We start from the raw sequence: 13,102 nt of genomic DNA on the forward strand, positions 1-13,102 counted from the left end.
CTTTGCAAAAAAAATAAAGCAAAATGGATAAAATATTAGGAATGGGCAATGCGTTGGTAGATGTTTTGGTGAGAATTGATGACGATTCTTTATTGGAGAAGCTCCATCTGCCCAAAGGAAGCATGCAGCTGATACAGGAAGATACGCTGGCCGAGATACGTAAATCCACCGCCGGCATGAAGATACACCGGGCCACGGGCGGTTCGGCCAGCAACACGGTAAGTGCCTTGGCCGCTTTGGGAGCCACTCCCGGATTTATCGGGAAAATCGGAAAGGACGAGACCGGGCAGTTCTTCGACGACACCCTCCGGCAGCGGGGAGTGAAAACCGCGCTGAAAACCTGCGACCTGCCTTCCGGCATTGCCTCCACGTTCATCTCGCCCGACGGGGAACGCACGTTCGGCACCTGTCTGGGGGCAGCTGCCACCCTGCATGCCGACGACTTGTCGCGCGATATGTTTACCGGTTATGATTATCTCTATATCGAAGGCTATCTGCTGCAAGACCACGACTTGATGCTGCGGGCCATGCAGCTGGCCAAGGAAGAAGGTCTTCAGGTATGTCTCGACATGGCCAGCTACAATGTGGTGGAAGCCGAGCGCGACTTCTTCGACCATCTGATTGTGAAATACGTAGACATCGTGTTTGCCAACGAGAGCGAGGCGCGGGCCTATACGGGCAAGGAACCCCATGAGGCCTTGGAAGAAATCGCCTCCAAGTGCAGCATTGCCGTGGTGAAGACCGGAAAAGAAGGCTCCCTCGTGAAGAAAGGCACCGAAGTCATCCAGCTGCTGTCGTGTCCGATTGAGGGCGTGGTAGATACCACCGGTGCCGGCGATTTCTATGCCGCCGGTTTCATGTACGGCCTGACCTGCGGCTATTCGCTGGAAAAATGCGTGCAGATCAGCACCATCCTGGCCACGGCCGTGATTCAGGAGGTAGGCACCACCCTGCCCGGAAAGAAATGGGACGAAATTAAGTTAAATATTGACGCACTTCTGCAAGTCTGACCGGAATAATGTGTTTATTTGCAGGAAGAAATAAATTGAAAACAAACGACGTATGAATGCAAGAAAAATGCTGGCCGGAGCCTTCATTGTGATGCTGGGCATGGGGATGACCAGTTTCAAGGAAGACGACCGCAATTTTCAGATATCGAAAAATCTGGACATCTTCAACTCCATTTTCAAGGAACTGGACATGTTCTATGTCGATACCGTGAATGCCGAAAAAATGATTCAGACCGGGGTGGAAGGCATGCTTTCGCTGACCGACCCCTATACGGAATACTATCCTGAAGAAGAGGTGAGCAGCCTCAAGGAGATGACGACCGGAAAATACGGGGGCATCGGAGCGGCCATCCGCTACTATGAAGCCAAAGACCGCATCGCGGTGGTAGAGCCTACCGAGGGCATGCCGGCAGCTGAGGCTGGCGTGAAGGCGGGCGACATCATCCTCTCGGTGGGAGGAAAGGAGATGGTGCGCGGCAACATGAAGCCCCAGGAGTTTTCTTCGAAAGTGAGCGAAGCCCTGCGTGGAGAGCCGGGCACCTCGTTCGTGCTGAAAGTGCTGCGCCCGTTGAAGAACGACAGCACGGTGATGGAGTTCAAGCTCACCCGTAAGAACATCCGTACCAATCCCGTGCCCTATTACGGCATGGTGAAAGACAGCATCGGCTATCTGGCCCTGTCCAGCTTTACCGAAAATTCAGCCAAGGACTTCAAGAAAGCCTTCATCGAACTGAAACAGAAAGGCGCCAAGTCGCTGATTATCGACCTGCGCGACAACGGAGGAGGTTCCTTGTCGGAAGCGGTAGACATCGTCAATCTTTACGTGCCGAAAGGACAGGAGATTGTGGTGACCAAAGGCAAGCTGCGTCAGGCACAGGGTTCCTACAAGACCCAGAACGAGCCGGTCGACACCCAGATTCCGCTGGCTATTCTGGTGAACGGTTCCACGGCTTCGGCTTCTGAAATCGTGAGCGGTTCGTTGCAGGATTTGGACCGTGCGGTGATTATCGGTACGCGCACCTTCGGAAAAGGACTGGTACAGACCATCCGTCCGTTGCCCTACAACGGTACGCTGAAAGTGACTACCTCCAAATATTATATTCCCAGCGGACGTTGCATCCAAGCCATCGACTATGCCAAGAAGAACGCCGACGGTTCCGTAGCCCGTACGCCCGACAGTCTGACCACCGTATTCCACACTGCCGCCGGACGTGAGGTACGCGACGGGGGAGGTATCCGTCCCGACATCGAAGTGAAGGGCGATAAGATTCCGAACATCGTATTCTATTTGATGAACGACGACCTGATTTTCGATTACGCCACCCAATATTGCTGGGATCATCCCACACTGGCTTCGGTAGACGATTTCAAGTTGACCGATGCCGACTATGAGGCGTTCAAGAAACTGGTGAAGTCGCGTAATTTTACTTATGACCGTCAGAGCGAGAAGCTGTTGAAGAGCCTGAAGGAAGTGGCCGAGTTCGAGGGCTACATGACCGAAGCATCCGAAGAATTCAAGGCCTTGGAGAAGAAACTCAACCACAACCTGGACCGCGACCTGGACTATTTCGCCAAACCGATTAAGGAATATCTTTCACAGGAAATCGTGACCCGCTATTTCTACCAGCGTGGAGCCGTGATGGAACGGCTGAAAGACGATGCCGACCTGGAGAAAGCCATCGAAGTATTGCAGAATCCCGTCCGTTACCGGGAAATTCTTTCGGCACCGATAAAGACAGACGAACCGGCCAAGAAGGAAGAACCGAAGAAATAAGGCCTCAGAAGGGCTTCTGGAGGGCCTTCAGGAAAGGCCCGGAAAACGCAAGGACGTTTTGTTTCAAACGCAAGTGCATTTGGAGTAAAACGTCCTTGCGTTTTGATTGAAACGTCCTTGCGTTTTGGAGAAAACGTAAAGGCGTTTGAGTTGAAACGCTTCGGCGTTTTTATTTGTCTCATGTACAGTTTGTTCCATACTAAATTTTAAAAAAAACTCACATTAGTTTATCAAAGAAGATTTGTTGTATTTTTGTAGAAAATATATGACGTATGGAAAGTTCGAAAACAGCCACAACTATACAAGAACAGATTGAGACTTTAAGGGAAAGAGGTATGAGTATTGACGATGAAGGGAAAGCCATTGAGAATCTTTCTGACATCGGTTATTATCGGTTAGGTTTTTATTGGTTTCCCTTTGAGAAAACATATCCACGAAAGGAACAAAGAGATCATACATTCAAAGAGGGAACAAATTTTGATTATGTCATAAAGCTTTATTACTTTGATTTTGATTTGAGAAACCTTTTCTTGCGTTATATAAGTAGAATTGAAATAAATTTCAGGACTACTTTAATTTATATGATTTCGAATAAGTACAAGGACGATTCATTCTGGTACATCAATCCAAAGGTATTAAAGCAGGACTTTATTGATAGTGACCTTTTTCAGAAGTCCATTAAAGATGTGAATAGCGAGCCTGTGATAAAACAGGATTTAAAAACGCATAAAAGAAAATATGCTCCTGCATGGAAAGCTATTGAATATATGAGTTTTGGTGTTGTCATTTCCATATATGATAATCTGCTGGATGGTGGTTTGAAACATGGTATTTCAGTTGCTTATGGAATGCAGTCTCCATCTCAGTTTTCAAATTATATCAATACAGTGCGTAGACTCAGGAATTATTGTGCTCATGGAAAAGTTCTTTTTGACATGACACTTCCCGAAGCAATCAGCAATGGACCTCTGGGGTATTTAGGTAATCAAAAGAACATATTGGTTGGTGCCTATAAGGTATTTTGTTACTTCTTGGGCAGAATATCACAAAATAGAGTTACAGAGATGAAATCGGAGTTGTTAAAGGCATTTAATCGTGTTACATATCCAACTGTGAAGGATATCATATATAACAACTCTGGATTCAGGCCAAATGATTTATAAGTTAATTTTTGGTGGCAAAAGAAATTCTTTTTATCTTTGTCCCAGATAAAGTGCACTTGTCAGCTATAGGCTTTCATACTGCACTATAAAAGGAACTGATAAGGGACTGCCCTATAGGGTAGTCCTTTTTTTATGGTTACAAGACAATTTTATCTCTTTCAGTTTATAAGTAGAGTTAGCCAATTTCCCAGTGAACGGTAATCTCTGAAAAGGATATAAACTCAGTTATTGACCATAAGTATAAGCCCTGTACCTCTTTTGGTGACAATCTCTATATGAGGGTCTTCCGCAAACAGCTTTCTTAATTTGGTGATGAACACATCGAGGCTGCGTGAGGCAAAATAATCCTTGTCAGTATTCCAGAAACGGCCCAAAATGGTCTCTCTTGTTACCACATCACCTTTATTTTGTGCGAGCAACTGTAAAATCTGAGCTTCTCTTACGGTAAGATCCGTTTTATCGCCCGATTCGTGATTATAGAGTGTGGCATGTTCGGCGTCCAGCGTATAATGGCCGAACTTGCACAATCCTTCTTCGTTGCGGGTCTTGCTTCCTTCCTTCATTTTCAGGATGGCGTGCAGATGTGCATCCAGTTCATCGGGGATGAACGGTTTCTTCACGTAATTGTTGACGCCGATATCATATCCTTTCCTGACATCCTTGGGAGAGGTAAGTGCGGAAGCAAAAAGAATGGGGGTATCCACGTCGGTTGCCCGTATGCGCCGCACCATTTCAAAGCCATCCATCACCGGCATATCAATGTCGGAGATGATGATGTCGGGGCGATGTGCCTTCCAGGCTTCCAATCCCTCTTCCCCATTACAAGCGGTAATCACCTCATATCCCCCGATGATGTCCTGGAGGCCGGACTGTACGATGTATGACAGATTCTTGTCGTCTTCTACCAATAACAGTTTTATCATTGTTTTTGCAATTATGAAACAAATGTATGGAAATATGTGGAATATACGGCATCTCAGAAACAGATTTTGTGTATATCGTCAGTCTTTACTTGTGAAACGCTTTGTCAGCCATTTTGCATCGGGTTCTTATCTTCAGCCAGCGGCAGATAGATTGTGAATTCCGTGAACTCACCTTCTATGCTGGAGACAAATATTTTTCCGTGATGTGCTTCAACCACCTGATCAACGAAATTCAGTCCGAGGCCGAAACCGGAAGCACCATTCCGGCGGTTACGCTTAACGGCTGATGCACGTTCATACTTTCGGAAAATAAGATGAATATCTTTATCGGATATCCCAAAACCATTGTCATGAACTTTAAGAACGGTATATCTGTCATCCCGCGCTGTGCTTATTCTTATCTCTACGCTCTCACCCGAATATTTTATGGAATTGTCTATGAGGTTGCTTAGTACCTCTTCCAGATATTCAGCATCGGCATAGGCAGTTTCGGCTTTTATATCTGTAATGAAATTCACCGTCTTTTGCGATTTCGCCTTGAATTTTTCGGTCAGTTTCTCTATTATAGGAGTAAGCTCAACTTCTGTCTTGTTCATCTCCAGTTTATGGTTCTCCAGTTTGGATATGGTCAGCACTTTATTTGTAAGGGTAAGCAGGTGGTCTGCCTCGTTCTCGGCAATGTCGAAATATTTGTTCTTCATTTCCAGCCTGTTGTCAAGCTTTCCGCTTCTGAGGAAATTCAGCGCCATGATGATGGACGTGAGCGGTGTTTTCATGTCGTGTATCATGGCGTATGAGAAGTCTTCGCGAATCTGGAAAATCTTCTCGAAGCGTGAAATGAATCTTACCTGATAGCTGATGCATACGATTACAATCAGCATGATGATGAATGTGCCGGCAAGCATCAGGCCCATACGCTCTAAGAAAGTCTTATTGGGATTGGTTATGATGAGCTGGACAACCTGGGTATAATCTGATCGGATAGGAAAGTATTTGGGTTTGACAGCCATAAAGGACGGTTCTTTTTGAGTACCAATACCGTTTATCTTTTCTCCAGTTCTTAGATTTATAATGTCAATATAATAGTGGTTTCCTAATCCGTTTTGTATTAATAATTCAGCAGTAATGGAATCAAGGTTGTGTAACGACATCGGATATCCCATGTCTGAAAGCCGTTCATAAAAATATGTCATAGGGGGAATTGTGTCGTTTGTTGGACCACTCTTAATTCTTGTACCTTTGGGAGTTTGCCCGAATCTCATATTTCCCTCTTCCTCCAAGGCTTTTTCAATGGTAGCATAACCTTCATTCAGAATGTCGTTTCTTATCAGTTCATACGAATTGTATATCCATATCATCTGCAAAGCCATAGCCCCGATAAGTCCTACGACAGACAGTATGGTAATGAATAATATGTTTTTCTTACGTTTTGAAGTCTCCATATATGATATTATATGACTTTTTAATGGTTTTTCAATGCAAATATAATAATTGGGTTATGAACATAAATCGAAACACTGAAGTATTAACGTAAAGATAACATAAGGATAACTTAATGTTTGCCGATGCTTGGTTACCTTTGCAACAGTAAAACAAAGGAAGGCTTGAAAAGCATTTAATATAAATGGAGATTTTCCTCCAGTGGAGAAGTGGAAAGTTCAATACAGATTTTAGTTAAGATCATCATTAAAAAAAGTAGGATATGGGTATAAAAAGAATCGTAAATAGCAATAGCTTGTATGATAAAAAATAAGAAACTGAAATATACACTGTTTATATTGTCTATTCTTATTTCAATATTAAGTATGGTTTTACGATAAAACTACATTAAAAATAATCAAGATGAAAACATCAGATAAACAAATTAATAAAGAATCAGTTCAGCGGAAGGCATTGATTTCATACGGAAGAGGGCCTGAAGGTGAGGAAGTGATGATAGACATCACGGAGCCTAAACGGATAAATGTAAAAACCATTGTGGCCTTCGTTATTATCCTGCTAGTGATGATGTGGCTGTTTTCTGTCATTTATGGAATTGACAGTCTGAATGTCACATCAGAGAATTATTTCAGTAAAGGCCGGTATGTAATATTCTCCAGTGTACTTTGTGGTATTTTATTAAACTGGTTAATTCAGGCCGTCGTTTATATTATAATCAATCCTCGGTCATATAGTAAATTTGCAGTAATACATAATAAGCGAAATCATACCATACGTTTTTTTTATAAAGGAGATATGAGAATAATTCATTTCCGTATAGCTAATATTCTTGCGCATTGGGTATGTGGATATATCCCTTTGTTGTTGGGCTTTATTATAGGGGATATTTCTATATGTTACTTTGGTCTTTTGTCAATCATGTTCTTCTTTGATGAAACCAGTCTTGTATGGAGACTGCGCCGTTACAGCGGACAAACTTTGTGCAGTTATAAATCAGATGAAGAATAACCAAGGAGATTATGACAGAGAGTTTATTACTCTATATGAATCTACGCTTAAAACAGATTGTGCGTATACTTGCAGGCATCGGATTGTTCCGGTGTCTGTTTCTTATCGGTATCGCTGCCATCCTGTTTTATGCTTTTGCGAAAGTAACGAGCGTATGGGTATTGCCGGTGTGTTATCTGCTTATGCTCTGGCTGTATCATAACAGCAGAAAAGACAAGGAGTTTCTGTCTTTACAGGTGCAAGGAATCAAAGGATTGTTTACGGCAGAATATTTATTGCTCGGTTTACCGTTTATTATTTCGGGGATAATTGCTGCAAATTACATTTCTTTACCGGTTATCATACTGATTGCGTTAGTTATGCCGTGGATTCACCCTGTCAGGTTTCATTCTATAGTTCTGCCTGTGCCTTTATTATACAGTGGGGATTTGCTGTATAGAAGGATGTTCCGGAAACAAGTACCACTGTATGCGGTATTGCTCTTTCTGTCTTTCATGGGAGTACTGCATGGTAATATCAACCTCTGTAAAGTATGCCTGATACTGTGGGGAGCTATTCATGGAACTGCATATATGGTGACGCCACCGAAGCATGAACTCTCTGTCTATAACAGTTTCGGCATGTATCAGCTGATACTGGTCAAATCAGGGCTGAGGAATATCTTTATAACCATGTTCCCGCTCATTGTACTTATGCATGTACTGAGACAAGATACAGAAGCTATACTTTTCTGTCTTGTATTGTTTTCTTCGACATTGCTATACCAGTGGAATATGGGCATGGCAAGATTCTCCTTTGAGACACAAACAGTAATGGGAATTTACTGGCTGCTTTTCCCGTTGCCGTTATTTTTAGTTTCGATTATAACCCCAGTCGTATTGATTCCTTATTTGGCTTTGAATATAGGCCTTACACTTTCTGTAAAGAAAAAATATAAACATATATGGAACTGATATATATAAAAGATTTGAGCAAGGCATACGGTAAGACGAGAGTGCTTGACAACCTTTCCGTCTCTTACAAATCCGGGAGGATCTACGGACTAGTGGGAGAAAACGGAGCCGGGAAAACTACACTCTTCAATTGCATTATGGGAGTGACCGATTACGACGGTGAGATAAGGAAGTCATCACCAATGACTGTTGGTTATATGTCGGCTGAAAACTTCTTCTATTCCCTTATTACCGGAAAAGAATATCTTGAATTCTGTATCAAAGCCAAAGGGAAGAAGATGGATACTAAAGTCATAGATTCATTGAATGAAGTCTTTCAACTGCCACTGGACAGATTCGCTTCGGACTATTCTACCGGGATGAAGAAGAAACTTGCGCTTATGTCCCTGCTCCTTCAAGACAATGACCTGTACATCCTTGACGAACCTTTCAACGGGGTAGATCTTTACGGATGTATCCAACTTAAAAGAATCATACGCGAACTGAAGGACAAAGGAAAGACTGTCATAATTTCATCGCATCTTATCAATACGTTACATGAACTGTGTGATGAGATTGATTTTCTGGATGATCATACCATTCGGAAAAGATATATTCATGCATCAATAGATAAGATTGAGCAGGATATTCTTAACAGGAAACATTAACCTAAAGATAACGTAGCGATAACATAAACTCTTGTTCTATGCGCATACCTTTGTTGCATAATAATAACTGGAAAAACTAAAAAGTATGAACAATAAATATAAATACTATTTGATCAGTGGACCGATTTTAGCCTTAGGCCTTATGCTCGGTGCAGCAATCGGAGCAAATGTTGGAAACATTAAAATAGGAATAGCCTTTGGAATACTCGTCGGAGTTCTTATTAGTACATTGTCCATTTTCCTGGTTGTTTATACAAAAAAGAAGTAATCAAATTTGACTATTTAATATAAATAGAATTATGAATAAGATTAAGCCTGATAAAAAACTAGTAAGGTATTGCGAGGTTATTTCTATGATAACAATAATAGCCGCAGCTATGTACGGATTTCCTAATATACTGGAACTTTGTTATGAGATGGGAAAAGATGATAGCGGCACATTTATATGGCATGCCATCGTAGTGGGTATAGAAAGCTATGCCATAATGTTTATTGGTGTTCTTTCATACGTTATGGTATATAATGTAAGAAAAGGAAACATTTTCAGCAGGGTAAATAAACGTATCCTGAATGCTATAGGAATTTCAACTACATTATCTGGAGTACTGATAAGTGTTATATCTCATTTAAGTCCTCTTGAAATGCCTACTGAAGTATGTGTACTGTTTATAATATTAGGTATGATGTTTGTGCTTATAGCCTATATTTTTGAGATAGGGATACGTATGAAAGAAGAACAGGAATTGACATTTGATAGATTAAAAACTGACATATATGCCTATAATAGTAAACTTGGATGTAATGATGGCGAAATGTAAGATTTCGCTTGGTGAACTGGCAGAACGTATAGACCTTACTCCGGCAAACCTTTCCATACTTAAAACTGGAAAGTCCAAAACTATTCGCTTCTCTACTTTGGAGGCTATCTGTAAGGAACTTGACTGCCAGCCTGGAGATATATTGGAGTATAGAGAAAAATGAATCTCTTAACCTAAAGATAACATAGACTCTTGTTCCTAGCGCATACCTTTGCAGCATAAGTCATTTATCTTGCAGAACTTATCTGTAATATAGATTTTATGTAGCAACATTATTATAGTGAATATAGCAAATTTGTTGTAAAATATATATTGACAAATTACCCTGTTTACTCAACTTAAAGATAATTCTTTTCAATGAATTTATATAAAAAAATAAAGCAATGAAGAAAAAGACAAAACGTAATTTGATTATCACGGCGATATTAATAGTATTAATCAGTGCAATAATTGCTTGGTTTGCTTATCCGTTCGTCCGTTATAGTTCACATACACTTGCTTACCGTTCAACTCTACCGGAAAATGCTTGCTATCAATATCCAATTCAATACAGTGAAGAGGGGTGGTTTTTGATTGATTGTGTCATTAACGGCAAATATAAAGTACCTCTCCGCATCGACACGCAAGCAACGAGTCTTATGCGAGAAGATTCCATACATGCGTATAGTGGCGAATACTGGGGAAATCTGCCTATTAAAAGTACCAATGCTTATCAGAAAAAAGATTCGCCTGAGTTGTATACATTTACTTCTATTTCTTTTGGTGATGCATGCATACAAGAACCAATGTTTAACAGCATCAGTAAGGATAATATAATATACAACGTAATAGATGAAGGCATTTTCGGAACTGAAATGTTGGCTATCGGCACATGGAAATTTGATACAGAAACTGGAATGATGACACTTTTTCATTCCAATAATAAAGACCTGTTGGCAAAGGAAACTATAGGTATGATTTATTATCCTCAAGGTCTTCGTGAAGATTCCATTCCGATTTATATTGAAGGAATAAATGATAAAGTATGCTTTACACTCGATATGGGTTATGCTGGAGTATTAGAAATAAATAACGCTCTTGCAGATCGGCTTAAAACGCATTTTCACTATAAAGAAGAAATCACGAAGCACGGAGAAGAATTAACTGATACACTTTCTATTTTCAAGATCCCTGTTACGATTGCCGGAACACGGATTGATTCTTGCGAGGTTGTGAACAGCCGCATTGTGAATGCCAACTATATCGGAGCCGAATTTATGCACCATTGCAATTTTGTATTACATTATTCTCTTGATGAGCATGGCAAGCCGAATAAAGATCTCTATCTGAAAGTGAGAGAATAATTGAGCAAAAAACAAATTCTAATTATATGATAAAAAAATACTTTCGTTATATATTCCGCATACTGTCAATCCTATTTATTTGTGTGCTTATATATCTTGTTTACATAATCTTTTGGATTAGAAACTTCAATGTAGAACAAAGCAAAGCTGTTGAAAATATAAGTGTAGATTTACACCAGACCTTCCCGATAATCCGTGATCCGAACGGTTGTTTTGGAGTCGTTGCTACAGTAAACGATCAATATACTGATACACTCTTATTTGATACACAAGCATCTACTTCGCTTGCCAAGCAAGAAGTTCTTGACCGATATGAAGCGGAATACTGGAAGCGAAAGCCTATGCCAACGTTTAACTTCTACAAACAAGTCTATTTCTCAAAACTATATAAAGTGAATGATATCACTCTTGGAAATGGAAAATTGGAAGGAGTTATTTTCACGTCAGTCCCGAAAGATAACGGTATGTATAATGCGCTTTACAGACCGGTATTAGGACGGGCCATCATGGAAAACATAGGTTGGAAATTTGACTTGGATAGCAATGAAATAGTCATGTTTGCACCAGACAATGAACAGTTGTTGCAACATGAGAGTAAAGAGTTTACTCTTGCAAAAGAAGGCGTAAATGATTTACAGCTGTATAGTGAACAGACCGATACTTTGAACGTGATGTTTGATTTGGGTTCGAATTATGACATCATAATAGACAAGACCGTTTATGAGAAGCTACGAAAACGCCAAACACCGAGAATGTATACCAACTATCGCAGAGAGGGGCTAACCGATACCATTGCAGAGTTTCATGACATTACCATGTTTTGTAATGGGATAGCCATACCAGACTGTACGTTAAGTTACATACCATCGATTGACAGAAATGTTGCTGGCAACATCTTTGCCGGAAAGATCAATTTCATACTTGCTAATGGAGATCTATATATCAAAAAACGTACTGATGGGGCACTTCAGCCTATTAAAGACGGGCTGCCTTCACTCGGTTTACGCCTTAATGTCCGCAACAATACTATTTGTGTTACGGCATTGGAAATAAATGGGCCGGCAGAAAAAGCAGGGTTAATGTTAGGTGATAAGGTTATTGCTATTGATAAAGGAGCAATCGAATTCGACATAATGTCCGTTTCAAGCGGCAGATTAGAATCATATATCCGACAAGCAAAGAGCCTTGCTTTGGAGATAGAGCGTAATGGGGAAAGGAAGATATTTGTTATCATGCGGAAAAGGATAAGTATCTAACTTGTCTTTGGTTGAATAAATAATGGAGGATAAAAAGGTTATGTTTATGTGTTATATTGAAAAGAAAAATAGAATACCTCTTTGGGGTGATTTGCTGCTTTTAATTTTGGGTTTCTTTTTTGGAGCCTTGATAGCAGAGGAATGCACTTTGTCTTTATTGGGCTCAACTGGTTATGAAAACGACCAATATTATTTGTTGTCTGCTATACTGTCTAGTTCAATGGTGTCTTTCGTTGTCTTGTTTTTGCATTGTATCATAGACAGACGTCCTTTAAGCGAACTAGGCCTGTGTTCTTTTAATAAGTTAAGAAAATTTTCTAAGATTATTATATTGTGGACTGTTATAGTATTCACTCTCGGACTGATAATATTTGTATATTGAGTGGTTCAGCAAATATATCAGCAGTTCAATTACATTGGAAAGATTTATTTTTAAGTCTGATAATGTTCATTTTTGGTGCTTTTTATGAAGAAATTCTTATAAGAGGTTATTTGTTGACACGTTTATATCGGTCTGGTTTGAATATCTAGATAAGTTTAAGTATAACCTCTCTCATATTTTCTGCTTTACATCTAGCAAATCCTGATATGAGTATCTGTTCAGCTGTTAATCCTTTTTTAGGTGTTTTTTTTGATGGCTGTATTTTTTATTGACCGGAAGTCTTTGGACGGCTGTAATTTCACATTGTGCATGAAATTGGCTACAAGGTTCTATTTTTGGTTTCAATGTCAGTGGTGGAGCATTTTATCAATCACTTATAACATTA

Annotated in this window: 14 protein-coding genes; 12 read left to right on the forward strand and 2 right to left on the reverse strand. The window is 40.5% G+C overall.

All coding sequences use genetic code 11. The features are described from left to right. The first annotated feature begins 23 nt into the window (after positions 1 to 23). The 3 genes from OIM59_RS18030 to OIM59_RS18040 all read left to right on the forward strand — a co-directional run bounded on the left by OIM59_RS18030 (position 24) and on the right by OIM59_RS18040 (position 3,947). The gene (locus OIM59_RS18030) at positions 24 to 1,010 is read left to right on the forward strand and encodes an adenosine kinase (RefSeq protein WP_204434406.1); all 987 of its coding nucleotides are present in this window, start codon (positions 24 to 26) and stop codon (positions 1,008 to 1,010) included. Between the two features lie 52 nt (positions 1,011 to 1,062). After that, complete coding sequence (locus tag OIM59_RS18035; protein ID WP_303898012.1) at positions 1,063 to 2,784, forward strand: S41 family peptidase; 1,722 nt, start codon at positions 1,063 to 1,065, stop codon at positions 2,782 to 2,784. Positions 2,785 to 3,056: 272 nt separating this feature from the next. Then, positions 3,057 to 3,947 (forward strand): Abi family protein, encoded by an 891-nt coding sequence (locus OIM59_RS18040; protein WP_299173660.1) that lies wholly within the window; start codon positions 3,057 to 3,059, stop codon positions 3,945 to 3,947. Positions 3,948 to 4,168: 221 nt separating this feature from the next. On the opposite strand, the gene OIM59_RS18045 is transcribed toward OIM59_RS18040, so the two are convergent. Then, the gene (locus tag OIM59_RS18045) at positions 4,169 to 4,870 is read right to left on the reverse strand and encodes a response regulator transcription factor (RefSeq protein WP_022354969.1); all 702 of its coding nucleotides are present in this window, start codon (positions 4,868 to 4,870) and stop codon (positions 4,169 to 4,171) included. Between the two features lie 104 nt (positions 4,871 to 4,974). After that, positions 4,975 to 6,312, reverse strand: a complete 1,338-nt coding sequence (locus tag OIM59_RS18050) for a sensor histidine kinase KdpD (RefSeq protein ID WP_303898015.1) — start codon at positions 6,310 to 6,312, stop codon at positions 4,975 to 4,977. A 400-nt stretch (positions 6,313 to 6,712) separates the two neighbouring features. On the opposite strand from OIM59_RS18050, the gene OIM59_RS18055 reads away from it, so the two are divergent. The 9 genes from OIM59_RS18055 (at position 6,713) to OIM59_RS18730 (ending at position 12,866) form a co-directional block, all read left to right on the forward strand. Then, positions 6,713 to 7,318, forward strand: coding sequence for a hypothetical protein (locus OIM59_RS18055; protein ID WP_303898016.1), 606 nt, complete (start codon positions 6,713 to 6,715; stop codon positions 7,316 to 7,318). A gap of 11 nt (positions 7,319 to 7,329) precedes the next feature. Next, positions 7,330 to 8,271 carry a hypothetical protein gene (locus OIM59_RS18060; RefSeq protein ID WP_303898018.1) on the forward strand — a complete coding sequence of 314 codons (942 nt, stop codon included), beginning with the start codon at positions 7,330 to 7,332 and terminating at the stop codon, positions 8,269 to 8,271. Then, positions 8,262 to 8,918, forward strand: coding sequence for an ATP-binding cassette domain-containing protein (locus OIM59_RS18065; protein WP_303898020.1), 657 nt, complete (start codon positions 8,262 to 8,264; stop codon positions 8,916 to 8,918). The genes OIM59_RS18060 and OIM59_RS18065 overlap by 10 nt, the downstream gene beginning before the upstream one ends. Before the next feature lie 85 nt (positions 8,919 to 9,003). Further along, entirely contained in the window at positions 9,004 to 9,186 is a 183-nt protein-coding gene (locus OIM59_RS18070; protein WP_204392061.1) for a hypothetical protein, read from the forward strand. Positions 9,187 to 9,217: 31 nt separating this feature from the next. Beyond that, complete coding sequence (locus OIM59_RS18075; protein WP_299170722.1) at positions 9,218 to 9,736, forward strand: DUF2975 domain-containing protein; 519 nt, start codon at positions 9,218 to 9,220, stop codon at positions 9,734 to 9,736. Further along, positions 9,693 to 9,899, forward strand: coding sequence for a helix-turn-helix transcriptional regulator (locus OIM59_RS18080; RefSeq protein ID WP_299170723.1), 207 nt, complete (start codon positions 9,693 to 9,695; stop codon positions 9,897 to 9,899). Before OIM59_RS18075 ends, OIM59_RS18080 begins: the two co-directional genes overlap by 44 nt. Positions 9,900 to 10,119: 220 nt before the next feature. Then, complete coding sequence (locus OIM59_RS18085) at positions 10,120 to 11,079, forward strand: hypothetical protein (protein WP_299170724.1); 960 nt, start codon at positions 10,120 to 10,122, stop codon at positions 11,077 to 11,079. A gap of 26 nt (positions 11,080 to 11,105) precedes the next feature. After that, positions 11,106 to 12,335 carry a hypothetical protein gene (locus OIM59_RS18090; RefSeq protein ID WP_303898023.1) on the forward strand — a complete coding sequence of 410 codons (1,230 nt, stop codon included), beginning with the start codon at positions 11,106 to 11,108 and terminating at the stop codon, positions 12,333 to 12,335. Positions 12,336 to 12,779: 444 nt separating this feature from the next. Next, complete coding sequence (locus tag OIM59_RS18730) at positions 12,780 to 12,866, forward strand: hypothetical protein (RefSeq protein ID WP_367278164.1); 87 nt, start codon at positions 12,780 to 12,782, stop codon at positions 12,864 to 12,866. The last annotated feature ends 236 nt before the right edge of the window (positions 12,867 to 13,102 follow it).

It is taken from the genome of Bacteroides mediterraneensis, from assembly GCF_025993685.1.
Taxonomy (GTDB): Bacteria; Bacteroidota; Bacteroidia; order Bacteroidales; family Bacteroidaceae; genus Phocaeicola; species Phocaeicola mediterraneensis_A.